The sequence below is a fragment of the Streptomyces sp. R21 genome (assembly GCF_041051975.1).
Classification (GTDB): Bacteria; Actinomycetota; Actinomycetes; order Streptomycetales; family Streptomycetaceae; genus Streptomyces.
Map to the genome: position 1 here is coordinate 5,085,835 of NZ_CP163435.1, position 24,388 is coordinate 5,110,222.

Here is a 24,388-nt window from a genome sequence, read left to right on the forward strand (position 1 = left end):
GATGTTTCACGTGGAACCGGCGATGTTTCACGTGGAACCTGCGGAGGGGTCGCGGGTGCGGCGGCGTTTGGGCAGTTTCGGGAGCGGTGTGCGCCGGTGCTCCGGCAGGGACGCGGCACGACGGCTGCCACCTCGGCAGGCGGTGTCCGGTGGGGGCGGGGCGGCGAGGGCGCGGACGCGTTCGGTGAAGTCGGGGTCGGGTAACGGGAGGTCCAGGTCGTCGTCGACGTACGCGACGGCGGCGGGCACGTAGTGGAGGACGGCGTTGACGGGGTCGGGCACGGGCGAGCCGTCGGGCCTCAGGGCTCGCAGTATCCGCAGTGTGGTGGTGATCTCGGTGTCGGGTTCGTCGGTGTCCCGGTCGGCGACGGCGTCGGTCTGGGTGTGCCACCAGTCGGCGGCGACGTGTTCGCCGAGGGCGCGGTGGTGGAGGTAGAGGCAGTAGCTGGCGGCGGGGTCTCCGGCTCCGGCGGCGTACTGCCACCAGAAGCGGGCGGATTCCTCGCGTTCGGAGAGCTGGAGCATGCAGCCGAGGACGCGTGCTCCGGGGGGTTCGGGGAGGGCGCCGCGGGCCAGGAAGAGTTCGAGGTCGGTGAGTGCGTCGGTGTGGGTGATGACCGTCTCGCAGAGGGTCTGGAGATCGTCGGCGGCGCAGGCCTCCTCGCCCGGGGAGGCGTCCGCTTCGGGGGCGCCCTCTTCCAGGGGGTCGTGTTCCAGGGGGTCGTGTTCCAGGTCGCCGTGGTGGGCGCCGGCGGACCGTGTGGCGAGGCGCACGGCTGCCGCGTCGATGTCGGCCTGGGTGTACGGGGCGTGGCGCAGACGTGCCCGGGCGAGCAGGTCGTCAATGTGCGACGTCATCGGCGTGCCCTTCGTCGTTGGTGGGGGCGGGACGGGGCTCGGCCGCTTCCTCTGTGGGGGCGGGATCATTCACCGTGAGGGCGGTCCCGTCCGCGCGGTCCCCCACGTTCTCCAGGTCCCCCACGGTCTCCGCGTTCTCCAGGTGCCTTCTGACGCCGTACGCGTGCTGGAGTCGCCGTTTGGCGTGGCGGGCCGTGGAGCGGACGCCGGCCGGGGTGATGCCGAGGGCGGCGGCGACCTCGTCGACGCTGTAGCCGTGGCTGAACTGGAGCAGGATGACGTCCATCTGACGGGGCGGCAGCTGTCCGATCGCCTGGTAGAGGTGGAGGCTCTCCTCGAACTGGCCGATCGGGTCGGCCGCCTGACCGAGCGCCACCGTCTCGAAGGCGGCCTCGCCTATGAGCGCGGGGCGGCGGTCGCGTGCCCGGGAGAAGTCGATGGTGCTGTTCCTGAGCACCCGCCAGGCGTACGCGGCTGGGTTCTCCGTGGTCAGGATGGTCTGCCAGGCCTTGAGTAACTGCTCGAAGGCGGCGTCGACGGCCTCCTCCGCGTCGGCCCTGCTGCCCAGCCGGGAGGTGGCCCAGCAGACGTAGCGGGGCCGGTACATCTGGTGGAAGGCCTCGAAGTCCAGTGGCAGTTTCTTCATACGCGTGGCGCGAGGCGCGTGCGGGGAGAAGTCCTGGGTCACGCCTGCCCCTCTGTGTCCGCGTCGCGGAGTTCCTCGCGGCGCATCTCGCTGATGCCGTCGCGCCGGATCTCGCTGATGCCCGCCCGCACCCCGGCCGCGGCGACCCGGCGCAGCAGGGTGACCGCGTCGCGGCCGAACACCCGCAGGGCGAGCGCCGCGATGATCACATCGCCGGCAACGTCCATCGTCACGAGCTGTCTTGCCTCTCCTTGCGCAAGGCGAGGCCTGTCAGCGCCCCCGGGCGGCCTCGGGAGTGCGTCTGTTTACGCCCTCCGCCCACGATGACGTTTGCAACGGGCCGTGTGTGCAACATCCGCACAGACTTTCTTAACGGAGCGCAGTGTTCTGGTTACGCACCTCCGTTCACTCCAGCTCACACAGGGCGCACGCGCCGGTGTACGCCACCCCTCGCGCCACGTCAGCGACCTGCGCGGCGACCGCGCGGCCGCCATATCCCACTTCTCTTTGCGCAAAGATCTGCAACGGACGCAAAGGATGCTTCTGTGACGCAGGTCACCGAATCGGTCCAAGGGTCGGCCAGCGGCAGGGTCGCCGACGCGGGCGCCGGCAGGCGCAGGAACGGACATCAAAAAAACCGGCCAGCCGCCGCGAAGGGCGTCTGACCGGTCCGAGTGTGGAGCCTAGGAGATTCGAACTCCTGACATCTGCCTTGCAAAGGCAGCGCTCTACCAACTGAGCTAAGGCCCCGAATGAGGAGCGTCCGGCCGAAGGAATCGCATACCGCCGGGCGCCGGAGACCAGAGTACCGGTTCACCCCCGGGATCTCGCAAAAAGATTGGGGGTCCCCGTGGACGACCACTCTCCGTAAGATGCTCGACGTGGTTCGCTAGAGCGAACCGCGGTATTTGGGGAAGCGATGGGGAGACGCAATGGACGCCGCACAGCAGGAAGCGACCGCAAGAGCCCGGGAGCTGCAGCGGAACTGGTACGGGGAGCCGCTGGGGGCGCTCTTCCGTAGGCTCATCGACGACCTGGGGCTCAACCAGGCTCGTCTCGCGGGGGTCCTGGGCCTGTCCGCGCCGATGCTGTCGCAGCTGATGAGCGGCCAGCGCGCCAAGATCGGCAATCCCGCGGTGGTCCAGCGCGTGCAGCTGCTCCAGGACCTCGCGGGCCAGGTCGCGGACGGCAGCGTCAGCGCGGCCGAGGCGACCGAGCGCATGGACGAGATCAAGAAGTCTCAGGGGGGCTCGGTGCTCAGCAACACCACGCAGTCGACGAGCAGTTCGGGTGCGCCCACGGTCAAGCGGGTGGTCCGCGAGATCCAGTCGCTGCTGCGTTCGGTGGCGGCCGCGGGAGACATCATCGAGGCGGCGGACACCCTCGCCCCGACCCACCCGGAGCTGGCAGAGTTCCTCCGGGTGTACGGCGCCGGCCGTACCTCGGACGCCGTCACGCACTATCAGTCGCACCAGAGCTGAACCGCCGGCCCGGCCACTGAAGGGGGTTCGGCGGCCGGGCCGAGCGCTGACGGGGGAAGAGACGGGCCACGGAGGAAGCACCACGTGGACCTACGCCGGTATCGACGGGGGGACAGAAGGGGGCGCGACGCACGGTCATGGGTGAGGTCTTCGCCGGGCGGTACGAACTGGTCGACCCCGTCGGACGCGGGGGAGTCGGTGCGGTCTGGCGCGCCTGGGACCACCGGCGGCGCCGCTACGTGGCCGCCAAGGTGCTCCAGCAGAGCGACGCGCACGCGCTGCTGCGCTTCGTGCGCGAGCAGGCGCTGCGGATCGACCACCCCCATGTGCTCGCGCCCGCCAGCTGGGCGGCGGACGACGACAAGGTCCTGTTCACCATGGACCTGGTCGCCGGGGGCTCGCTGGTCCACCTCGTCGGGGACTACGGCCCGCTGCCGCCCTCCTTCGTCTGCACGCTGCTCGACCAACTCCTGGCCGGGCTCGCCGCGGTGCACGCCGAGGGAGTCGTCCACCGTGACATCAAGCCCGCCAACATCCTGCTCGAAGCGACCGGCTCGGCGCGGCCGCGGCTGCGTCTGTCCGACTTCGGCATCGCCATGCGGCTGGGCGAGCCGCGGCTGACCGAGACCGACTATGTGGTGGGCACCCCCGGTTACATCGCGCCCGAGCAGCTGCTGGGTGCCGATCCGGGCTTCCCCGCCGATCTGTTCGGCGTCGGCCTGGTCGCCCTGTACCTGCTGGAGGGCGCCAGACCGGACGCGAAGGCGCTGATCGAGTACTTCGCGGCCCACGGCACCCCACCGGCCCCGCGCGGCATACCCGACCCGCTCTGGCAGGTCGTGGCCGCGCTCCTGGAGCCCGACCCGCAGGCGCGGTTCCGTACCGCCACGGGCGCCCGCAAGGCCCTCGCCTCGGCTGCCGAACTGCTGCCGGAACCCGTCCCCGACGACGAGAGGGTGGAGGTCTTCGACCAACTCGGCCCGCTTCCGGAGGGGTTCGGCCCCCAGGGACCGCTCGGGATCGCGTCGGGGGTGCGCGGCCGTCCCTCGCCCGGACCGCGGCACGCCTCCACGACACCACCCCTCGGCCGCGACACCGCCCCCTCCTGGCCGCCGGAGACGGACTCCCCCTCCGGCTCGGGCCCAGGCTCCGGGGGCATACGACCGCACGCGGCCACCGATGCCGTACGGCCGGACACCGCCGCCCATGACGTACGACCGGACACCGCTCCCGACGCCGTACGACACGACACCGCCGCCCCCGACGCCGTACCTCCGCAGCCGTCCACGATGTCGGACACCGGCAGCTTTCATCTCCCGCCGCCTCGGGAGGACGCCACTGACGAACCGCCACAGCCGCAGCGTCCCCAGCACGAACCGCTGCCCCAACCGGCCTGGCACGGGACGCAGTCGCTGCGCCCCGCCCCTCACCATCCTCCGCAGTACGTGCCCGAGCAGCCGCCCACTCCCCCCGGTTCGCCGGTGGTGCAGCAGCATGTGTACGCCCCCACGGCCTCCTACACGACCCACTCTCCGCAGGTGCAGGTGCAGGCCCAGGCACGGCGCGTTGCGGTGCGTCGGCCGGGGCCGCCCGCGAAGGTGACCGTGCCGGTGCTGCTGCTCGCGCTGGCCTGTTTCGCGGTGGGGTTCTGGGCGCTGGCCCGGATCTGACGCCGTCACAGGCGGGCCCGAGCGGGCCGAACTACCGTCTGCGCGCCGCCCGATGCCCTCGCGGAGCGGGAAGCGCCGTCGCCGTGTGCGCCGTGTGGGCCGCGTTCGCGAGCCCGGGATCCGGCACGTGGCGCCGCCGCGCGAGGGCCGTCCACACTCCGAGGGTGAGCACCAGGAACGTGCCGGTGCCGATGCCGGCCGCGGCGACGAGCTTCATGGTCGTGTCGCCGCCCGAGCCGGCCCCGGTGCCCCCGTCGCCGACGGCGCCCGCGATGCCTCCCGTCAGCCCGTCGCCGCCCGAGCCGCCGGCCACCCGGCCGGGGTCCACCGCCGTCGCGTCGAACAGGTCACGGGGCTGGGTGCGCCCTTCGTACGCCGGAGGGTTCTTCGCCGTGCCGGCCACCCGTACGCGCAGGGTCAGCCCGAACGGGCCGTCGCCGAAGCGTTCGGCGACCTGCCCCGCGAGGTGCACGACGAGGTAGTACGAGCCGGCGAAGCGCATGCCGCTGACGCGGTCGTTGACGGCGTGGCGGTTGGCGTAGTCGACGGGCGGCAGCGGCTGCAGGGCGGCCGATTGTTGCCGGCCGTTGTATCCGGAGCCCGTGTCGTCGACGAGTCCGCGGACGGGGTTGTAGAGCGACATGACGAGGGCCGTGCCCACAAAGCCCTTGCCGCTGCTGGAGCTGCTCAGGTCTGCGGTGGCGTAGAGCTGTTGTCCCCAGTCGACGGGCACCCGGTAGAAGAGTGTCTGGCCGGGGCTGACCCCGGTCGTCCAGATGCCCTGCGGGAGCGGGGTGGCGGTGGTGAAGCCCGTGCCGCCGCGGCGCTCCACGCCGTTGCCCGAGAGGGCTTCGGGCGAGGCGGAGTCCCAGACCTCGGGAGCGCTCGTCGCCTCGGCCTTCTTCAGGCGGGGCTCGGTCGCGGGGCGGAGTTCCAGGTCCCAGTCGGCGCCGTCGCCGGAGCTGCCGGGCGAGCCGGTGCGCTCCACGATCAGGTAGTACGTGCCCGCCGCCTGGCAGAGGCCGGAGCCGCCGGGGACGATCTCGCGTGCCGTCGAGGCGGCGATGGGGTGCGGGCTCTGGGTGGCGCCCACATGGGCGAGCCCGGCGCCGTGGCAGGTGCGGCCGTTGGCGTCCTGAAGGGACACCTTCACGCCGTCCGAGAAGGCGACCGTCGCCCCGGGCCTCGGTACGGCCGTGGCGGAGACGTACGCGTCGGAGGTGTCGTCGAGGTCGAGGACGTAGTAGAGCTCGGCGTTCTTCTTGATGGCGCTCTTGTATGTGCGCCCCGGCTCCAGTCGTACGGCGTCGGCGGTGCCCGTGGCTCCTTGGACGGTCGTCGCGTCCTCGGCGAAGGCGTACGGCGGCGGTGTCGGCGCCGATGCCGATGCCGACACCGGCAGAGACGCCGAGGGCGCTGCCATGGCGGGGTTCCCGGGCAGGGCAACTGCCGCGCACAGTACGGCTCCTGTGCCCCACATGGCCCTGCGCCACATGGCTGGGCCCCACACAGCCGTGCGCCACATAGCTCTGCGACACACAGCCGCGCGCCACATCGCCGTGCGCCGCCCCATCACGCGCCCCTTCCTCGCAGCTCCGGACCCCGGCCATCCTGCCCCGCGCGCCCCCGCGCCACCCGTGCTATCCGCACGTACGGCCGAAAGGACGCCCCGGCACGACGTGCCGACGGGGCTCACCGACAGCGCCTGGACGCCTCGACGTTTGCCATAGCAATCAATGCGCTTGCTGGAGTGAACGGACGGTGTGGCCGGACAACACAAAACCCCGACCGCTGAGGCGGCCGGGGTCTGCTCAGAGACTGGTGTCGGTACTCACGAACCCGTGGGCACGGAGTCAGTCGCCTCCGTCCACAGATCCTGCTCGGCGCGATCCGCCTGGATCTGGCGGTACACGAGGAGCCCGCCGATGGCGGCCAGTGCGACCAGGAGAAGCTTCTTCACCGCGCTACCTCGTCTTTCCTTGACGTAGGGGACCTCTGGCGCCCGACTATACACACCGACCGATACCGATCGGTGACCTGGATCCGGCCCCCAACTCCCGCCCGGTACGCGCCAATAGAACTGGACGGGACCGCTCCGATCGCAGGGTGATCACACCTCACACACTGTGACTTTCGACGCGCTCCACCGCTTTTGCGGAACTTTCCTTGTGTTTCCGGCACTCTTCGAGCCTCTTGCGGCCATCCGGGTGGTGTTCATCTGAAGATCGACGCGCCACGGGCGTCGGTCCACCACTTCGAGGTCCCCGTACACATCATGAGGAAAGTACGCAAATCGCCTGACCCGAAAGTGAGGGGCCATGACCCAGAACAAGGTCATGAAGCTGTGGACCGCCGTCATCACCGCTCTGCTCGCGCTGTGCACGACGCTCGGTCTCATCACCACCACCGCGGCAGCCGCCGTACCGCAGGCCGAGGCACCGCGCAACAGCACGGCCGCCCAGACGACGGTCTCGGCGATGTCCCACTGGGCCTGGTCCCACAGCAAGGCACTGCCCCCCACGATGAAGCAACGCATCCGCGCCGAGGCCCACGGTTCCTCGCCCAGCTGCCGCCACCGCGCGCCGGCCGACACCGACGCGGCCGATGCCGACGCCCTCCGTGACCCCGCGGACGCCCTGCCCCTGACCGAGGCAGAGGCCGAGCCCGGGGCCCCGCTGCAGCGCTGACGGCCCGGCACGCTCCCTCTCGTACGACGGCACGACCCGACGTACGACGACACGACCCGACGTACCTCAGCACCACCTTCACGTAAAGGCGTCCTTGCGTACACGCCCTACATGAACCCCCATAAATAACCCCATAAATAGCCCATGCATGACCCCGTATATGAACGAGGCCTCCGACCGGTGCCGGTCGGGGGCCTTTGCTGCCCCGCTCATCCGGCGATCTTCGGGGGTCGTACGCTGTTGCCCGTCTCCGGAAGACGCTGAAGGGTGGTGGGGTGATGGGTGCTGCCGTGAGCCGGCGCATCGTCATCGTCACCGCCGTCCACGCCCCCTCCGCACCTTTCCTGCCCGAGGCGTACAGGTCACTGTGCGAGCAGGAGCTGCCGGACGGCTGGGAGTGGCGCTGGCTGATACAGGAGGACGGCCGCACGGACGCCGTCGCCCCGCACGTGCCGGACGACGAGCGCGTCACGTTCAGGCAGGGACGGCCGGGCGGTCCCGGCGTCGCGCGCACCATCGCCCTCGCCCATGCCGACGGCGAGTACATCAAGATCCTGGACGCGGACGACCGGTTGACGCCGGGTGCCCTCGCCCGTGACCTGGCGGTTCTCGAAGGCGACCGCAGCCTCGGGTGGACGACCTCACGCGTCCTCGACTTCCTGCCGGACGGGTCCACGGTCGGCTTCCCGGGCGACCCGGACAACGGCCCGATCGAGCGCGAAGCGGTGCTCGACCACTGGAAGGCCAACGGATTCCTCGCCCAGGTGCACCCGGCGACCCTCTTCGTACGGCGCGATCTGCTGCTCGCCCTCGGCGGATGGATGGCACTGCCCGCATCCGAGGACACCGGGCTGCTGCTGGCCCTGAACTCCGTGAGCCGCGGCTGGTTCTCCGAGCAGGTGGGGCTCCTCTACCGGAAGTGGGAGGGGCAGGCCACCGGGCAGGCCACGCATGTCGACCCCGCCGAGCGCGACGCGCGGATGGCCGTTGCGGAGGCCCGGGCTCGCGCGCTGGCGTCCTTCCGGTGGGGCTATCCCACGGACTGACCAGCCGCTCCGCCCGACCGGCCACTCATTGAGCATGCTGACCGGCCGCTCCGCCCGACCGGCTACTCGTCGAGCGTGAGGGTGATGGCCTGTGACGGGCACCGCTCCGCCGCCTCCCGGATCAGCGGATCGTCCTCGCTGTCCTCGCGTCCCGGCCGGACGGCGCCGTATCCGTCCTCGAAGGCGAAGACGGACGGAACCCTGTGGACACACTCGGCCGAGCCGTAACAGAGGTCCGGGTCGACGGAGACCTTCATGCGCACTCCAGCCGCGAGAGGCGCCGGCCCTGGGACGAGCCGACGGGCAGATCGGATCCCGGGGAACCCAGGCAAGCCGGGAGGCTCGGGGAACCCAGGGCGTTCACGTCTTGCCTGCCCGCCGGACGACGCGCTGAACCGGCCGCGTCCGTCGGCGTTCTCCGGCGCACTCCGCGGCTAAGCGCCCTGGTCAAAGGGCAGTTCCAGCATGCGAATGGCGTTGCCCCGCAGCAGCTTGTACGCCACGTCCGCGGACAGACCGCCCACGTGTTCCTCGGCCACCTTCTTCGTCTCCGGCCAGGTCGAGTCGACGTGCGGGTAGTCCGTCTCGAAGGTCGCGTTGTTCACGCCCACGGTCTCGATCGCCTCGATGCCGTGCTTGTCCCGGAAGAAGCAGCAGAAGATCTGCCGGTAGTAGTACGTCGACGGCGGCTCCGGGATCAGGTCCTTGACCCCGCCCCACGCCCGGTGCTCCTGCCATACGTCGTCGGCGCGCTCCAGGGCGTACGGGATCCAGCCCATCTGCCCCTCGCTGTAGGCGAGCTTCAGCCGCGGGAACTTCACCAGGACCCCGGAGAAGAGGAAGTCCATCATCGACGCCATGGCGTTGTTGAAGCTCAGCGAGGCCTGCACGGCGGGCGGCGCGTCCGGCGACGCCGCCGGCATCTGCGACGACGAGCCGATGTGCATGTTGACCACGGTCCCGGTCTCCTCGCACGCCGCGAAGAACGGGTCCCAGTAGCCGGAGTGGATCGACGGAAGCCCCAGGTAGGTCGGGATCTCGCTGAAGGTCACCGCCCGTACGCCGCGGGCCGCGTTGCGCCGGATCTCCGCGACCGCGAGGTCGATGTCCCACAGCGGGATCAGGCACAGCGGGATCAGCCGCCCGCCGCTGTCGCCGCACCACTCCTCGACCATCCAGTCGTTGTACGCGCGCACACAGGCCAGCCCGACCTCCTTGTCCTTGGCCTCCGCGAAGGTCTGCCCGCAAAAGCGCGGGAACGACGGGAAGCAGAGCGAGGCCTCCACATGGTTGATGTCCATGTCCGCCAGCCGGGCCTTCGGGTCCCAGCAGCCGCGCCGCATCTGCTCCCGCGTGATGCCGTCGAGGGTCATCTCGTCCCGGGAGAAGCCGACGGCCGCGATGATGCGCTTGTACGGGAAGAGCTCGCCCTCGTACCGCCACCAGTCGGTGAGCTGCCCGTCGGGATCGGTGGTGAACCGGTACTTCCCGCCGACGTACTCCAACTCGCCGATGCCGGCCGTGAAGGGCTGCGGGCCCCGATCGCGGTACTTGGCCGGAAGCCATGTCTCGAAAAGGTGCGCCGGCTCGATCACGTGATCGTCCACGCTGATGATCTTCGGCAGATCCTGGGTGGCGCCCTCGGTGGCGCTCTCGGTTCCGCTCTCGGTGCTGACCACGTCGTACCCCCTGCGCTCATATCTGACGGCCCATCAGATTTCAGGCTAGGGGAACGCCCTTTCGGCAGCAAGGGTCAGTGGCACCCGCCCTCGAGTTCTCCCGCGAACGCAACACCGCGCCGTTCGGTACTGGTCCCTCCCCTCGTGGGGACCAGTACCGAACGGCGCGGCGGCGTCGATCCGTGCCGTATCGGCGTCTCGGCGCGGATCAGAAGGTGCCGGACTCGCGGTCGAGGCGACTGCGGTCCGGGCTGGAAGCGGGTCTACGGGTCTGTCGGGCTCAGCGGATCTCTCAGGCTCAGCGATCTCTCGGGTTCGGCAGATCTCTCGGGCTCAGGCGCAGGGTCGGGCTCGGCCGTCGGGACCGCGGACGCCGTCTCACGACTTCCGCGGAGATTGACCGAGAACGTACGGCGTCATGGATGGTCTCTCCGAGCACTGAGCTGGTGGCCCGGCTGGGCGACGCCCAGTCGATGCGCTGCTGGGTCGTGATCCTGCCAGTTGCGGCCGCCGACGAGGAGGCTCCGGTATCCGGCCAAGGCCTTAGTCGCAGGTCAGCCATATAAGGTGAGTTTTCCGGTCCGGAAGTCCAGCTGCGGGGGAAGTAAGGGGTGGAGTCCTTGAGTTCCGACTCAGGGCCACGCACGGCCTTCGCGGAGCGTCTCGCGCTGCTGTACAAGGAGGCCGGCAACCCTCCCCTCAAGAGTGTGTCCGAGGCGGTCGTCCGGCTGCAGCGGGTCGACGAACGAGGGCGTCCCGTGCGGGTGTCCGCCCAGCGGATCAGCGACTGGCGCCGGGCCAAGAACGTGCCCGCCCAGTTCGCCGCCCTCGCCGCGGTGCTGCACACCCTGATCCCCGAGGCACGGCGCCTGCGGCCCGCGCCGGTGTCCGCGGGTCTGTACGACCTGACGCAGTGGCAGCGCCTGTGGGAGCACGCGGTGGCCGACCCGGTCGGCGACCGCCCGGCGTCCGGATCGGGGGCGGGATCAGGGTCGGGTTCAGGTTCCGGGGCCGAATCCGGTTCCGGGGAAGGGGAGGAGCGGTCCTCCGCCGACGCCCCGGCCTTCCCCGGCGGTGTGTGCCCCTACCGGGGGCTGGCTCCGTACCGTCCGCAGGACGTGCGGTGGTTCTTCGGCCGGGAGCGGAGCACGGACGCCCTCGTCGCCCAGCTCCGCGCCACGGAGAAGACGGGCGGACTGGTCATGCTCGTCGGCGCCTCGGGAGCGGGAAAGTCCTCCCTGCTGAACGCCGGCCTGATGCCCACACTGCAGAAGGGCGCCCTGAGCGACGACACCGGCCAGGCCGCGGACGTACTCCAACTCGTACCGGGCGCCGACCCGCTCGGAGAGCTGACCGGGCGGATACCCGAACTCGCACCCGTCGTGTCCGACATGTCCACGGCCAAGGACCCCGGCACCCCCCAGTTCGCGCAGCAGGTACGGCAGGCCATCGCGGCGTGGGCGGTGCGCGGCGGGGCCCCCTCCGCCGCGCCTCCGATCGTCATCGTGGACCAGTTCGAGGAGGCGTTCACCCTCTGCTCGAACGAGGCGGACCGGCGCACCTTCGTCCGGATCCTGCACGCCGCGTGCTCGCCTCCGGGCCCCGGCGACCCGGCCCCCGCACTCGTCGTCCTCGGCATACGCGCCGACTTCTACGAGCAGTGCCTCGCGTACCCCGAACTGGCCGACGCGCTGCAGCACCGGCACATGGTGCTCGGGCCGCTGACCACCACGGAGCTGCGCGAAGCCGTGACCGGCCCGGCGAAGGCCGTGGGCCTGGAGCTGGAACCGGGTCTGGCGGAGCTGATCATCCGGGAAGTGAGCACGGACGGCCCCCGCGGGGCGCACGACGCGGGGATGCTGCCGCTCCTCTCGCACGCCCTGCTCGCCACCTGGCAGCGGCGCAAGGCGGGACGGCTGACGCTGGCCGGCTACCGCGCGGCGGGCGGAATCCAGGGTGCGGTGGCGGCGACGGCCGAGCGGGCCTGGTCCGGCCTCGACCCGGCGGCGCGTACGGCGGCGCGGCTGCTGCTGCTCAGGCTGGTGCGGCTGGGCGAGGACACCCAGGCCACCCGCAGGCGCGGCACGCGACGCCAGCTGGCGGAGGAGTCCAGGGACCCCGGCAAGACGGAGGAGTCCCTCGAAGCGCTGGTCCACGCCCGCCTGGTGACTCTCGACGCGGAGACCGTCGAGATCACCCACGAAGCGCTGCTGCACGCCTGGCCCCGGCTGCGCGACTGGATCGACGAGGACAGGAGCGACCACCTTCTCCGCCAGCGGCTGGAGGAGGACGGCCGATCCTGGGAGGGCGCGGACCGCGACACGTCGCTGCTCTACCGGGGTTCCCGGCTGGAGCAGGCCCACAGCTGGGCGAAGTCCGCCGGTGACACCTTCCTGACCAGGAGCGCGGTCGAGTTCCTGGCCGCCTCGGTCCGGCTGCGCAGGCGTACGGTCTGGATCAGCCGTGGCGCGGTGGCGACTCTGGTCGTCCTGGCGATGATCGCCGTCGGCTCAGCGGTGGTGGCCTGGCAGCAGCGCGACGACGCCGTGTTCGCACAGGTGCTCGCGGAGGCGGACCGCGTCCAGTACACGGACCCGTCGCTGTCCGCTCAGCTCGACCTGGTCGCGCACCGTCTGCGGTCGGACGACGAGGGCACGAACAACCGGCTGATCTCGATCGTCAACGCACCGCTGGCCACACCGCTGCTCGGCCACACCGGCGCCGTCTACCTCACCTCGTTCAGCCCGGACGGCCGGACCCTGGCCACCGCCAGCTACGACCGCACCGTCCGCCTGTGGAACGTCACGGACCCGACCCGGCCGAGGCCCCTGGGTAAACCTCTCACCGGTCACAGGAGCTGGGTGAGCAGCGCGGTCTTCAGCCCCGACGGGCACACCCTGGCCAGCGCTTCGGACGACGGCACGATCAGGCTGTGGGACGTACGGCACCCGAGCCGTCCGCATCCGCTCGGCGCTCCCCTGACCGGCCACAAGGGCACGATCTACCTGGTCGCCTTCAGCCCGGACGGACACACGCTGGCCTCCGTGGGCGAGGACCACACCGTACGGCTGTGGAACGTGGCCGACCCGCGCCGGCCGAAGGCGCTCGGTGCCCTGACCGGCCACTCCGCCGCCGTGCGCTCGGTCGCCTTCAGTCCGGACGGACGGACGCTGGCGGCCGGGGGAGACGACGACACGATCACGCTGTGGGACATGGCCGCCCCGGGCCGCCCGAAGCGGATCGACACGACTCTGAGGGGCCACACCGGCACCGTGCACTCCGTGGCCTTCAGCCCCGACGGCAAGACGCTCGCCAGCGGCAGCGCGGACGACACCGTCCGGCTCTGGGACGTGGCCGACCCGCAACACGCGAAACCGCTCGGCTCGCCGCTCACCGGCCACACCGGCCCCATCTGGTCGGTCGCCTTCAATCCTGACGGGGACATGCTCGCCGCGGCCAGCGCGGACAGCACGGCAAGCCTGTGGAACGTCAGCGATCCGGCGTACCCCTCGCAGGTCGGCGAGCCCCTCGCGGGGAGCAGCGGCGAGATGTACGCCCTGGGGTTCAGCCCGGACGGCCGTACGCTCGCCACCGGCAGCGGCGACAACAAGGTCCGTCTGTGGTCGATCCCGACGTCCGACATGATCGGCCGGAGCGGCGCGTTCCGCCCGGACGGGCAGGTGCTCGCCACGGCCGCGCGCGACGGGCGGATCCGGCTGTGGAACGTGAAGGCACCCCACCGGCCGCTGTCCCTGAGTCACCCGTTCATGCCCGGGGACGGCGGCGACCGTTCGCTGGCGTTCTCCCCCGACGGCCACACGCTCGCGGTGCTGACGGGGAACCGGGCGGTGTATCTGTGGAACGTCGCCGACCCGTCCCGGCCGGTCTCCTCGGGCCCGCCGATCGCCCTGCGGACCCGGTTCATGGGCCCCGAGGCGCTGGCCTACAGCCCCGACGGACGTACCCTGGCGACGGCCTACGACGACCGCACCATCCAGCTGTGGAACGTCAGCGACCCGTCCCACGTCACCCCGCTCGGCACGCCGCTCACCGGCCACAGAGGCTTCGTCGACTCCCTGGGCTTCAGCCCCGACGGCCGGACGCTGGCCAGCGGCAGCGCGGACGCCACGATCCGGCTGTGGAACGTGACCGACCCGCGCCACGCGACCCTGCTCGGCACACCTCTCCAGGGGCATACCGGGCCCATCAACACCCTCGCCTTCAGCCCGGACGGGCAGACGCTGGCCAGCGGCAGCGACGACGACACCGTACGGCTCTGGAACATCACCGACCCACTCACCGCGACCCGGCTGGGCTCCCCCCTCACCGGCCACACCGAAGCGGTCGTGTCCCTGACCTTCCGCCAGGACGGCCACACCCTGGCGAGCGGCGGCAACGACAACACGGTCCGCCTCTGGAACGTCACGGACCCGTCCAAGGCCTCGCGCATCGGTCAGTCGATGAGCCCCAACGCCAAGACCGGCAACTTCCTGTCCTTCAGCCCCAACAGCCACATGCTCGGCGTATCGAGCGGCGCCGACACCGTCCGCCTGTGGAACCTGGACTCGGATGAGGCGATCCGCCGTATCTGCTCGGTCACCAGGGGCGTCCTGACCCCGGAGAAGTGGCACGAGTACCTGCCCCGCCTCTCGTACGACCCCCCGTGCGGCCGGTAGGACGACTTAGTGGCCCCCCTCCCGCCTCTCCCGCCTCTCTTACATTCCTCGCACCCTTTGCATCCCTTGCATCACTTGCATCCCTTGCGGACAGCGCTTACGTGATACCAGTCACAACTCCCCATCGCGGCTGATCAGTCCACTCCCGCCGCCCAAACACCCTTGTTACTGTTGGCCGCAGCCCGATCGCTGGTGCATCCCCCGTCGCCAGCGATCGGGCGTTCGCATGTCTCTGGCCTGTTGCACGACAACGTGCCACCCTGCCGTCCTTCCGACAGACAGGGGGTTCCCGATGAGCGAACCGGACCACGGAGAGATTGCAGCCAACGCGGCGGCCCTGAGGGCGATCCATGCGGCGCGTGCGGGGAGCGCCGCGGCGCGGGCAGCCGTCCTCAGCCGGTACGTCGAGCAGCGCGGCTCCGGTGCCGAGGCGGGGAACGCGGCTGCCGAGGCGGGGAACGCGGCTGCGGAGGCGGAGACGGCAGCCCAGAAGACAGCCCGTGCCGAGGCCGTCTGGAAGTCCGCCCACGCGGCCCGCGTCGCAGCACAGGCTCTCGCGCTGCTCTCCGAGGGCCCGCCCGACCCCGCGGCGGACTCCCGCTGTGCGAGAAACGCCGCCGCCTCGGCCGCACAGGCCTCCCAGATGGCCCAACTCGTCGACGGCGACGCCGAACTCTCCACCGCCGCCTTCAAGGCCTCCCTCAAGGCCTCCCAGACGGCCGCCGTAGCCGCGGGGGCACAGCACCTGGGCACCAGCGAGGAGTTGAACGCCGCTGCGGACACGGCGGAGGCGGCAGCCGTCACAGCCGCCGAGCAGGCCGGTTGGGTCCGCCCGGGAGAGCCCGTCCCCACCGTGTCGACCGGCGTACGAAGCCCCGAGCTGATGTCGATGATGCACTTCTGACCACAGAGCCCCGAACACACAGAGAGGGCGCTTCCCACCAGGGGAAACGCCCTCTCCATGTACTGCTTCTGTGGGGCTAACAGGATTTGAACCTGTGGCCTCATCCTTATCAGGGATGCGCTCTAACCAACTGAGCTATAGCCCCGCCGCGCTCTGCGGTGTGTGTCCCGCGCGCTGACCTCTGAAGATTAGCGCACGACGTGGCCAGTCCCAAAATCGATAGTCGGGGGACGTTTGAGAGGGCGGTTACTCGTCCTCGGCGAGGGTGAGCTCGACGCCGCCGACGAAGCCGGCGGAGAGGTTGTAGATGAACGCGCCGAGCGTGGCGAGAGCGGTGGCGAGGACGACGTCGATGACCGCGATGATCGAGGTGAACATCAGGACGTGCGGCAGCGAGAGGAAGGACTGGAGGTCGAACCCGTTGGATTCGTTCGAGCCCGTCGCCTCGGAGATCGTGCCGCCGACCGTCGAGAAGACGCCCATCGCGTCCATGACCATCCACAGCACCGCGGCCGCCACGATCGTGCAGATGCCGAGCGCGATGGAGAGCAGGAAGCTGACCTTCATCACCGACCACGGGTCGGCCTTGGCCACGCGCAGCCGTGCCTTGCGGGTACGGGGCGTGGTGCGCGCGCCGGTGCGGGGGCGGCGTACCGCGCCCGCCGGCTGCTGCTGCTGAGCCTGGTACGCCTGCGGCGGGTGGTACGGCTGCTGCGCCTGCTGCGGCTGCCGTTCCCCCGGCAGCGGCGAACCCGGAGGAGGTGAGCCCGGCGCGGGTGCGCCGGGCAGCGGCGCGCCCGGCGCCGACGGCGTCCCTGTAGGGGCCTGCCCGCCCGCGTACTGCTGGGTCTGCGGGCCTCGGGTGTCCGTCACAGTTCCCCCCTGGGATCCATGAGAGTCATGGGAGTCGGTCTTCTCCGTGGCGGAGCCACGGCCGCCGTCCGTTTCCGTACCGGTCGCTCCGGCGCCCGTGGCTCCGCTCACGATGACTCACTCCTCGTGCTACTCGGACGAGGGCGCCTCACCCTCGTCCGTACCGTCGGTGGTGACGTCCTCGGCCGGCTCGTCCACGGCGTCCTCACCGTCGACCTCCTCGGCCTCACGTCCCGCCTCGGCGTTACGCGCGATGCCGACGACGGCATCACGCTTGCCCAGGTTGATCAGTTGGACGCCCATGGTGTCACGGCCTGTCTCCCTGACCTCGTTGACTCGCGTACGAATCACACCGCCCGACAGCGTGATGGCGAGGATCTCGTCCGTCTCCTCGACCACCAGCGCGCCGACGAGTGAGCCGCGGTCCTCGACGATCTTGGCGGCCTTGATACCGAGGCCGCCGCGACCCTGGACGCGGTACTCGTCGACGTTGGTCCGCTTCGCGTACCCACCGTCCGTAGCAGTGAACACGAACGTACCGGGTCGAACAACATTCATCGAGAGCAGCTGGTCTCCCTCGCGGAAACTCATGCCCTTGACACCCGAGGTCGCACGGCCCATCGGTCGCAAAGCGTCGTCCGTAGCGGTGAACCTGATCGATTGTGCCTTCCTGCTGATCAGAAGCAGATCATCCTCTGCCGAAACCAGCTCGGCTCCGATCAGTTCGTCGTCGGAACCGTCCTCCGTCTCACGGAGGTTGATCGCGATGACACCACCCGAGCGCGGGGAGTCGTAGTCCTTGAGCGATGTCTTCTTTACGAGGCCGCCCTTGGTGGCGAGCACCAGGTAGGGCGCCGCTTCGTAGTCACGGATCGCGAGGATCTCGGCGATCGCCTCGTCCGGCTGGAAGGCCAGCAGGTTGGCGACGTGCTGGCCACGCGCCTCACGCCCGGCGTCGGGCAGCTCGTACGCCTTCGCGCGGTAGACGCGGCCCTTGTTGGTGAAGAACAGCAGCCAGTGGTGCGTCGTCGACACGAAGAAGTGGTCGACGATGTCGTCCTGCTTCAGCTTCGTGCCGCGGACGCCCTTGCCGCCACGCCGCTGAGAACGGTAGTCCTCGGTCTTCGTGCGCTTGATGTAGCCGCCGCGCGTGATGGTGACGACGATGTCCTCTTCGGCGATCAGGTCCTCCATGGACATGTCGCCGTCGAAGGGAACCAGCTTGGAGCGGCGGTCGTCGCCGAACTTGTCGACGATCGCGGCGAGTTCCTCGCTGATGATCTCGCGCTGACGCACCGGCGAGGCGAGGATCGCGTTGTACTCACGGATCTTGGCCTGGAGCTCGTCGTGCTCCTGGATGATCTTCTGGCGCTCCAGGGCGGCGAGCCGGCGCAGCTGCATCTCGAGGATGGCGTTGGCCTGGATCTCGTCGATCTCCAGGAGGCCCATCAGGCCCTCGCGCGCGATCTCGACGGTGTCACTGCGCCGGATCAGCGCGATGACCTCGTCGATGGCGTCCAGGGCCTTCAGGAGGCCGCGCAGGATGTGTGCGCGCTCCTCGGCCTTGCGCAGCCGGAACCTCGTACGGCGGACGATGACCTCGATCTGGTGCGCCACCCAGTGCCGGATGAACGCGTCCAGGGAGAGGGTGCGCGGCACGCCGTCGACGAGCGCCAGCATGTTCGCGCCGAAGTTCGTCTGCAGGTCGGTGTGCTTGTAGAGGTTGTTCAGGACGACCTTGGCGACCGCGTCCCGCTTCAGGACGATGACCAGCCGCTGGCCCGTACGGGACGACGTCTCGTCGCGGACGTCCGCGATGCCGCCGATCTTGCCGTCCTTCACGAGGTCGGCGATCTTCTGCGCGAGGTTGTCCGGGTTGACCTGGTACGGCAGTTCCGTGACCACCAGGCACTGGCGGTTCTGGATCTCCTCGACCTCGACAACCGCGCGCATCGTGATGGAGCCACGGCCGGTGCGGTACGCCTCCTCGATGCCCTTGCGGCCCACCACGAGGGCGCCGCTCGGGAAGTCGGGGCCCTTGATGCGCTCGATCAGCGCGTCGAGGAGCTCCTCGTGAGAGGCCTCGGGGTTCTCCAGGTACCACTGGGCACCGGACGCGACCTCACGCAGGTTGTGCGGCGGGATGTTGGTGGCCATGCCGACCGCGATGCCCGCCGAGCCGTTGATCAGCAGGTTCGGGAAGCGGGCCGGCAGGACGGTCGGCTCCTGGGAGCGGCCGTCGTAGTTGTCCGTGAAGTCGACGGTCTCCTCGTCGATGTCGCGGACCATCTCCATGGACAGCGTCATCAACTTGCACTCGGTGTACCGCATGGCGGCGGCCGGGTCGTTGCCCGGGGAACCGAAGTTGCCGTTGGAGTCCACCAGCGGCATCCGCATCGACCACGGCTGCGCGAGGCGGACCAGCGCGTCGTAGATCGAGGAGTCGCCGTGCGGGTGGTAGTTGCCCATGACGTCGCCGACGACACGGGCACACTTGTAGAAGCCCTTCTCGGGCCGGTAGCCGCCGTCGTACATGGCGTACAGGACGCGGCGGTGGACGGGCTTGAGACCGTCCCGTACGTCGGGGAGAGCGCGCGACACGATGACGGACATCGCGTAGTCGAGGTACGAGCGCTGCATCTCCGTCTCGAGCCCGACGGGCTCGACGCGCAGGGACAGGCCCTCTTCTTCGGGGACGCTGGGAGTGTTCTCGTCGGCCATTGCTGGTGAAGATCCTTTCTGCTGCGGTCAGCTGAGACCGACTCAGATGTCGAGGAAGCGGACGTCCTTGGCATTGCGCTGGATGAACGCGCGGCGCGCCTCGACGTCCTCGCCCATCAGGACCGAGAAGAGGTCGTCGGCCTGGGCGGCGTCGTCCAGGGTGACCTGGCCGAGAACGCGGTGCTCCTGGTCCATGGTCGTGATGCGCAGCTCCTCGGCGTTCATCTCACCGAGACCCTTGAAGCGCTGGACCGAGTCGTCCTTGATGCGCTTGCCGGCCTGCTTGCCCAGCTCGATCAGGGCGTCGCGCTCACGGTCCGAGTACGCGTACTCGAAGTCCTCGCGACCCCACTTGATCTTGTAGAGCGGAGGACGGGACAGGAACACGTGCCCGGCCTCGACCAGCGGCCGCATGAAGCGGAACAGGAAGGTCAGCAGCAGGGTGTTGATGTGCTGGCCGTCGACGTCGGCGTCCGCCATCAGGATGATCTTGTGATAGCGGAGCTTCTCGATGTCGAAGTCCTCGTGGACTCCGGTGCCGAAGGCGGAGATCAGCGCCTGGATCTCCTGGTTCTGCAGGATCTTGTCGATCCGCGCCTTCTCGACGTTGAGGATCTTGCCTCGGATCGGAAGGATCGCCTGGTACTGCGGGTTGCGGCCGGACTTGGCCGAGCCGCCGGCGGAGTCACCCTCGACGATGAAGATCTCGCACTTGGTGGGATCGTTCGACTGGCAGTCGGAGAGCTTGCCCGGCAGGGACGCCGATTCGAGCAGACCCTTGCGGCGGGTGAGGTCGCGGGCCTTGCGGGCCGCCACGCGCGCGGTGGCCGCCTGGATCGACTTGCGGATGATGTCCGCGGCCTCGTTCGGGTTGCGGTCCAGCCAGTCGTTGAGGTGCTCGTAGACCGCCTTCTGCACGAAGGTCTTCGCCTCCGTGTTGCCCAGCTTGGTCTTCGTCTGCCCCTCGAACTGCGGCTCGCTCAGCTTGATCGAGATGATCGCCGTCAGACCCTCGCGGATGTCGTCACCCGTGAGGTTGTCGTCCTTCTCGCGCAGCAGCTTCTTGTCGCGTGCGTACTTGTTGATCAGCGAGGTCAGCGCCGCACGGAAGCCCTCCTCGTGCGTACCGCCCTCGTGCGTGTGGATGATGTTGGCGAAGGAGTACACACCCTCGCTGTAACCGCTGTTCCACTGCATGGCGACTTCGAGGGAGAGCATGCGCTCCTTGTCCTCGGCCTCGAGGTCGATCACGGTGGGGTGAACGACCTCTCCCTTGCGGGAGTTGAGGTATCGCACGTAGTCGAGGATGCCGCCCTCGTAGTGGTACGTGACGGACCTGGCCTCGTCCTTCTCGTCCGCACCCGCCTCGTCGGCCCCGATGGTGGCCTTCGCCACCTCGCGCTCATCAGTGAGTTGGATCGTCAAACCCTTGTTGAGGAACGCCATCTCCTGGAAGCGCCGCGACAGCGTCTCGAAGGAGTACTCGGTGGTCTCGAAGATGTCGCCGTCGGCCCAGAAGGTGACCGACGTGCCGGTCTCCTCGGTCTCCTCGTGCCGGGCGAGCGGGGCCGTCGGAACGCCCAGCTTGTAGTCCTGCGTCCAGCGGTAGCCGTCGGTCCTGACCTCGACCGAGACCTTCGAGGACAGCGCGTTCACGACGGAGACACCCACGCCGTGCAGACCACCGGAGACCGCGTAGCCGCCGCCGCCGAACTTGCCGCCCGCGTGCAGCACGGTCAGCACGACCTCGACGGCCGGCTTCCCCTCGGAGGGGACGATGCCCACCGGGATGCCGCGGCCGTTGTCGATGACGCGCACGCCACCGTCGGGAAGGATCGTGACGTCGATCGTGTCGGCGTGGCCGGCCAGCGCCTCGTCGACGGAGTTGTCGACGACCTCCTGCACCAGGTGGTGCAGGCCGCGCTCACCGGTCGAGCCGATGTACATACCGGGTCGCTTGCGGACCGCGTCCAGACCCTCGAGGACTGTGATGGCGCTGGCGTCGTATGCCGTGCCTGTGACCTCGCCGTTCGAGGTAGCGGCCTCGGCATTGACGCCTGCGTCGGTGGACGGGATGTTCTCGTTGGGGTTGCCGGAATCGGCCACGAAGCGCCCTTTCTGGCACAGCACAAGCCAAGCTCCAGGCGGGTAGCCGGAGCGGCTGCGGCGTGTTGCGTTGGTAAGCCTTGCTCAGCGTTGCTCGGTGTGTCCCACAAGTGGGGCGGGATTAGCTTCCAGTCTACCGGTAGCGCCGACAGTGATGGGGGTTTGCCGGTACCTGAGTCCGCATGTGCCGCCCCAAAACCGTCTCGTCCGACTCCCCATATGCGGACCCGGGCTCAAAGAGGCTCACAGCGGCACTCAGCGCTTCCGGGTGTCAACCCTTGGCTACTGCGGAGTCAGGTCGGCGTTCGCAACCGCGTCCGGTCGGCCGCGGGCAGGGGGCAGGGGCGGTCCCCAGGACGCGGTGGGCGTCGGTCGCTGCAGGTCTCACCGCTCCTCCGGCCGACAGGAACGGCCGGTCGGACTCACCCGTAGGTGTCACCGGGGCCCGTGCTCCCGGGGGCGCGCAGGGGGCCGAAACGGCGCACGGGGCCGGCCGGGCCCTGAACCTTGAGCAGCCGCACCGTGCCGTGCCCGAGGTCCTCGTTCAGCCGCGCGACCAGCTGCGGAGCGAGCAGGCGCAGGTTGGTCGCCCAGGCCGTGGAGTCGCAGCGCACGGTCAGAACGCGCTCGTCCTCGTCGTACTTCTCCGGCTCGCAGTGCTTGGCCAGGTCCTCGCCGACGATCTGCGGCCAGCGGCCCATCACCCCGCCCACCGCGGCCGGGGTCTCCCAACCGCGCTCGTTGATGAGGCGGTTGATCGCCGAGCCGAGCGCCATCGGGTCGCGTCCGTCGGCGCGCGCGCCGGAGCGCAGACCGCCGCGCCGCGCCTGCTTCTTCTGCTGCGCCGCGTCACCACGCGCGCGTGCCGCTTCCTTGGCGGCGCGCAGGGCCACGCGCGCGAGGTCCACTCCGGAGGGCTCGGGCGTCTTCTCGGCGGGGTTCGCGGCCTTCCCGGGCTCGGGCCTGTCGGGGGATGTGTTCTCCGTCATACGCGCTCCACCGCCCCCTCCGAGACGGCATATCGCGTCCCGGTCAGCACGTGCGGCACGTCGTCGTCGACCGCGGCCGTCACCAGCACCTGCTCGCCAGGCGCGACAAGTTCCGCGAGGCGCTCCCTGCGGCGGGTGTCCAGCTCGGCGAACACGTCGTCCAGGACGAGCACCGGCTCGTTCCCCTCGGCGCGCAGCAGGTCGTACGACGCCAGGCGCAGCGCCAGCGCGTAGGACCAGGACTCGCCGTGGGAGGCGTACCCCTTGGCGGGCAGCTGACCGAGTTTGAGAACCAAATCGTCCCGATGGGGTCCTACGAGGGTGACGCCGCGCTCGATCTCCTGCTTGCGGGCCTCGGCGATCGCGGCCATCAGCTGCTCGTAGAGGTCCTCGCGCGTGTGTGCCTCGCCGGGTGCGGACGGCTTGTAGTCCAGGGCGATCGGGCCGCCGCCGGGTGCCAGCTGCTCGTACGCCTTGTCGGCCAGCGGCTGGATCGTGGCGATCAGGTCGAGGCGCTGGGCGAGCAGCTCGGCGCCCACGCGCGCGAGGTGCTGGTCCCATACGTCGAGGGTGGACAGGTCCATGGTGCGGCCGCCGTGGCGACGGGCGAGGGCGGCCGACTTGAGGAGGGTGTTGCGCTGCTTGAGGACCCGCTCGTAGTCGGAGCGGACGCCCGCCATGCGCGGCGAGCGGGCGGTGATCAGCTCGTCGAGGAAGCGGCGCCGCTCGCCGGGGTCGCCCTTGACCAGGGCCAGGTCCTCGGGCGCGAAGAGGACGGTGCGGACGATGCCCAGCACGTCGCGGGGTCTGACCTGCGAGGACCTGTTGATGCGGGCGCGGTTCGCCTTGCCGGGGTTCAGCTCCAGCTCGACCAGCTGCTGCCGCTCGCCCTGCTTGACCTGGGCCCGGATGATCGCGCGGTCGGCGCCCATGCGGACCAGGGGCTGGTCGGAGGAGACGCGGTGGCTGCCGAGGGTGGCGAGGTAGCCGACGGCCTCGACCAGGTTCGTCTTGCCCTGCCCGTTGGGCCCCACGAACGCGGTGACGCCCGGGTCGAGTGGGACCTCGACCCGGGCGTACGAGCGGAAGTCGGCCAGCGACAGATGCGTGACGTGCATGGTCGTTCGCCGACCTCCCCCAGGGTTGTGGACCGCCGGGCGGCCCTGTGGATTACTTCTTCTCGACGGCGTGGCCGCCGAACTGGTTGCGCAGCGCCGCGATCATCTTCATCTGCGGCGAGTCGTCCTGCCGGGAGGCGAACCGCGCGAACAGCGACGCGGTGATCGCGGGCAGCGGCACGGCGTTGTCGATGGCGGCTTCCACGGTCCAGCGGCCTTCACCGGAGTCCTGTGCGTAACCGCGCAGCTTGTCCAGGTGCTCGTCGTCGTCCAGCGCGTTGACCGCGAGGTCGAGCAGCCAGGAACGGATGACGGTGCCTTCCTGCCAGGAGCGGAAGACCTCGCGCACGTCGGTGACGGAGTCGACCTTCTCCAGGAGCTCCCAGCCCTCGGCGTAGGCCTGCATCATGGCGTACTCGATGCCGTTGTGGACCATCTTCGAGAAGTGGCCCGCGCCGACCTTGCCGGCGTGCACGAAACCGGCGTCGCCCTCGGGCTTGAGCGCGTCGAAGACCGGCTGGACGCGGGCGATGTGCTCGGCGTCGCCGCCCACCATCAGCGCATAGCCGTTCTCCAGGCCCCAGACACCGCCGGAGACGCCCGCGTCGACGAAGCCGATGCCCTTGGCCGCCAGCTCCTCCGCGTGCTTCTCGTCGTCCGTCCAGCGGGAGTTGCCGCCGTCCACGACGACGTCGCCGGGCTCCAGCAGCTCACCGAGCTCGTCGACGGTGGACTGGGTCGGGCCGCCGGCCGGGACCATCACCCACACCACGCGCGGGCCCTTGAGCTTGCCCACAAGTTCTTCGAGGCTGTGGACATCGGCGAGGTCCGGGTTGCGGTCGTATCCGATGACGGTGTGGCCGGCGCGGCGAATCCGCTCGCGCATGTTGCCGCCCATCTTGCCGAGGCCGACGAGACCGAGCTCCATCAGTTG

19 protein-coding genes and 2 tRNA genes are annotated in these 24,388 nt (G+C 69.9%); 6 read left to right on the forward strand and 15 right to left on the reverse strand.

The features are described 5' to 3' along the window. Positions 1–27 precede the first annotated feature (27 nt). The 4 genes from AB5J56_RS22615 to AB5J56_RS22630 form a co-directional block, all read right to left on the reverse strand. Complete coding sequence (locus AB5J56_RS22615) at positions 28–858, reverse strand: hypothetical protein (protein ID WP_369234589.1); 831 nt, start codon at positions 856–858, stop codon at positions 28–30. Continuing rightward, on the reverse strand, positions 842–1,546 hold the full coding sequence (locus AB5J56_RS22620) for a sigma-70 family RNA polymerase sigma factor (protein ID WP_369234590.1): 705 nt from the start codon (positions 1,544–1,546) through the stop codon (positions 842–844). The genes AB5J56_RS22615 and AB5J56_RS22620 overlap by 17 nt, the downstream gene beginning before the upstream one ends. Continuing rightward, positions 1,543–1,731, reverse strand: coding sequence for a hypothetical protein (locus AB5J56_RS22625; protein WP_369242704.1), 189 nt, complete (start codon positions 1,729–1,731; stop codon positions 1,543–1,545). The genes AB5J56_RS22620 and AB5J56_RS22625 overlap by 4 nt, the downstream gene beginning before the upstream one ends. Positions 1,732–2,181: 450 nt before the next feature. Next, positions 2,182–2,254 (reverse strand) — tRNA-Ala (locus tag AB5J56_RS22630). Between the two features lie 182 nt (positions 2,255–2,436). On the opposite strand from AB5J56_RS22630, the gene AB5J56_RS22635 reads away from it, so the two are divergent. Together AB5J56_RS22635 and AB5J56_RS22640 are read left to right on the forward strand one after the other, a co-directional pair. Then, positions 2,437–2,985 carry a helix-turn-helix domain-containing protein gene (locus tag AB5J56_RS22635; protein ID WP_369234591.1) on the forward strand — a complete coding sequence of 183 codons (549 nt, stop codon included), beginning with the start codon at positions 2,437–2,439 and terminating at the stop codon, positions 2,983–2,985. Positions 2,986–3,122: 137 nt separating this feature from the next. Continuing rightward, a complete protein-coding gene (locus AB5J56_RS22640) occupies positions 3,123–4,655 on the forward strand; it encodes a protein kinase (RefSeq protein ID WP_369234592.1) in 1,533 nt (510 codons plus the stop codon). A gap of 31 nt (positions 4,656–4,686) precedes the next feature. On the opposite strand, the gene AB5J56_RS22645 is transcribed toward AB5J56_RS22640, so the two are convergent. Both AB5J56_RS22645 and AB5J56_RS22650 read right to left on the reverse strand, forming a co-directional pair. Further along, positions 4,687–6,078 carry a hypothetical protein gene (locus tag AB5J56_RS22645; protein ID WP_369234593.1) on the reverse strand — a complete coding sequence of 464 codons (1,392 nt, stop codon included), beginning with the start codon at positions 6,076–6,078 and terminating at the stop codon, positions 4,687–4,689. A gap of 408 nt (positions 6,079–6,486) precedes the next feature. Beyond that, entirely contained in the window at positions 6,487–6,615 is a 129-nt protein-coding gene (locus AB5J56_RS22650; RefSeq protein WP_003999697.1) for a DLW-39 family protein, read from the reverse strand. Positions 6,616–6,973: 358 nt separating this feature from the next. On the opposite strand from AB5J56_RS22650, the gene AB5J56_RS22655 reads away from it, so the two are divergent. Both AB5J56_RS22655 and AB5J56_RS22660 read left to right on the forward strand, forming a co-directional pair. Beyond that, the gene (locus AB5J56_RS22655; protein WP_369234594.1) at positions 6,974–7,342 is read left to right on the forward strand and encodes a DUF6344 domain-containing protein; all 369 of its coding nucleotides are present in this window, start codon (positions 6,974–6,976) and stop codon (positions 7,340–7,342) included. Positions 7,343–7,620: 278 nt separating this feature from the next. Beyond that, complete coding sequence (locus AB5J56_RS22660) at positions 7,621–8,388, forward strand: glycosyltransferase family 2 protein (RefSeq protein WP_369234595.1); 768 nt, start codon at positions 7,621–7,623, stop codon at positions 8,386–8,388. A 62-nt stretch (positions 8,389–8,450) separates the two neighbouring features. Here the strand turns inward: AB5J56_RS22660 and AB5J56_RS22665 are convergent, their stop codons facing one another. Together AB5J56_RS22665 and AB5J56_RS22670 are read right to left on the reverse strand one after the other, a co-directional pair. Beyond that, positions 8,451–8,645, reverse strand: coding sequence for a ferredoxin (locus AB5J56_RS22665; RefSeq protein ID WP_369234596.1), 195 nt, complete (start codon positions 8,643–8,645; stop codon positions 8,451–8,453). A 177-nt stretch (positions 8,646–8,822) separates the two neighbouring features. Next, positions 8,823–10,067: an amidohydrolase family protein gene (locus AB5J56_RS22670; protein ID WP_369234597.1), complete on the reverse strand. Its 1,245-nt coding sequence runs from the start codon at positions 10,065–10,067 to the stop codon at positions 8,823–8,825. A gap of 611 nt (positions 10,068–10,678) precedes the next feature. Between AB5J56_RS22670 and AB5J56_RS22675 the strand changes: the two genes are divergently transcribed. Both AB5J56_RS22675 and AB5J56_RS22680 read left to right on the forward strand, forming a co-directional pair. Beyond that, the gene (locus AB5J56_RS22675) at positions 10,679–14,743 is read left to right on the forward strand and encodes a hypothetical protein (protein WP_369234598.1); all 4,065 of its coding nucleotides are present in this window, start codon (positions 10,679–10,681) and stop codon (positions 14,741–14,743) included. A gap of 292 nt (positions 14,744–15,035) precedes the next feature. After that, positions 15,036–15,647, forward strand: a complete 612-nt coding sequence (locus tag AB5J56_RS22680; protein WP_369234599.1) for a hypothetical protein — start codon at positions 15,036–15,038, stop codon at positions 15,645–15,647. Between the two features lie 71 nt (positions 15,648–15,718). Here AB5J56_RS22680 and AB5J56_RS22685 read toward each other — a convergent pair. The 7 genes from AB5J56_RS22685 to gnd all read right to left on the reverse strand — a co-directional run bounded on the left by AB5J56_RS22685 (position 15,719) and on the right by gnd (position 24,382). After that, positions 15,719–15,792, reverse strand: a tRNA-Ile gene (locus AB5J56_RS22685). 101 nt (positions 15,793–15,893) lie between these two features. Continuing rightward, complete coding sequence (locus AB5J56_RS22690; RefSeq protein WP_369234600.1) at positions 15,894–16,631, reverse strand: DUF3566 domain-containing protein; 738 nt, start codon at positions 16,629–16,631, stop codon at positions 15,894–15,896. A gap of 18 nt (positions 16,632–16,649) precedes the next feature. Continuing rightward, entirely contained in the window at positions 16,650–19,241 is a 2,592-nt protein-coding gene (gene gyrA / locus AB5J56_RS22695) for a DNA gyrase subunit A (RefSeq protein ID WP_369234601.1), read from the reverse strand. Between the two features lie 42 nt (positions 19,242–19,283). Beyond that, a complete protein-coding gene (gene gyrB, locus AB5J56_RS22700) occupies positions 19,284–21,347 on the reverse strand; it encodes a DNA topoisomerase (ATP-hydrolyzing) subunit B (RefSeq protein ID WP_369234602.1) in 2,064 nt (687 codons plus the stop codon). Positions 21,348–21,769: 422 nt separating this feature from the next. Continuing rightward, positions 21,770–22,336, reverse strand: a complete 567-nt coding sequence (locus AB5J56_RS22705; RefSeq protein ID WP_369234603.1) for a DUF721 domain-containing protein — start codon at positions 22,334–22,336, stop codon at positions 21,770–21,772. Continuing rightward, positions 22,333–23,454, reverse strand: a complete 1,122-nt coding sequence (gene recF, locus AB5J56_RS22710) for a DNA replication/repair protein RecF (protein WP_369234604.1) — start codon at positions 23,452–23,454, stop codon at positions 22,333–22,335. Before recF ends, AB5J56_RS22705 begins: the two co-directional genes overlap by 4 nt. 52 nt (positions 23,455–23,506) lie before the next feature. After that, positions 23,507–24,382 (reverse strand): phosphogluconate dehydrogenase (NAD(+)-dependent, decarboxylating), encoded by an 876-nt coding sequence (gnd, locus tag AB5J56_RS22715; RefSeq protein WP_369234605.1) that lies wholly within the window; start codon positions 24,380–24,382, stop codon positions 23,507–23,509. Positions 24,383–24,388: the final 6 nt, after the last annotated feature.

Coding starts and splice junctions, on each gene's coding strand:
- AB5J56_RS22680 (WP_369234599.1), top strand. CDS start 15,036: ATGAGCGAACCGGACCACGGAGAGATTGCAGCCAACGCGGCGGCCCTG.
- gyrA (WP_369234601.1), bottom strand. CDS start 19,241: ATGGCCGACGAGAACACTCCCAGCGTCCCCGAAGAAGAGGGCCTGTCC.
- AB5J56_RS22655 (WP_369234594.1), top strand. CDS start 6,974: ATGACCCAGAACAAGGTCATGAAGCTGTGGACCGCCGTCATCACCGCT.
- AB5J56_RS22665 (WP_369234596.1), bottom strand. CDS start 8,645: ATGAAGGTCTCCGTCGACCCGGACCTCTGTTACGGCTCGGCCGAGTGT.
- AB5J56_RS22640 (WP_369234592.1), top strand. CDS start 3,123: ATGGGTGAGGTCTTCGCCGGGCGGTACGAACTGGTCGACCCCGTCGGA.
- gnd (WP_369234605.1), bottom strand. CDS start 24,382: ATGGAGCTCGGTCTCGTCGGCCTCGGCAAGATGGGCGGCAACATGCGC.
- AB5J56_RS22615 (WP_369234589.1), bottom strand. CDS start 858: ATGACGTCGCACATTGACGACCTGCTCGCCCGGGCACGTCTGCGCCAC.
- AB5J56_RS22660 (WP_369234595.1), top strand. CDS start 7,621: ATGGGTGCTGCCGTGAGCCGGCGCATCGTCATCGTCACCGCCGTCCAC.
- AB5J56_RS22645 (WP_369234593.1), bottom strand. CDS start 6,078: ATGGCAGCGCCCTCGGCGTCTCTGCCGGTGTCGGCATCGGCATCGGCG.
- recF (WP_369234604.1), bottom strand. CDS start 23,454: ATGCACGTCACGCATCTGTCGCTGGCCGACTTCCGCTCGTACGCCCGG.
- AB5J56_RS22625 (WP_369242704.1), bottom strand. CDS start 1,731: ATGGACGTTGCCGGCGATGTGATCATCGCGGCGCTCGCCCTGCGGGTG.
- AB5J56_RS22635 (WP_369234591.1), top strand. CDS start 2,437: ATGGACGCCGCACAGCAGGAAGCGACCGCAAGAGCCCGGGAGCTGCAG.
- AB5J56_RS22705 (WP_369234603.1), bottom strand. CDS start 22,336: ATGACGGAGAACACATCCCCCGACAGGCCCGAGCCCGGGAAGGCCGCG.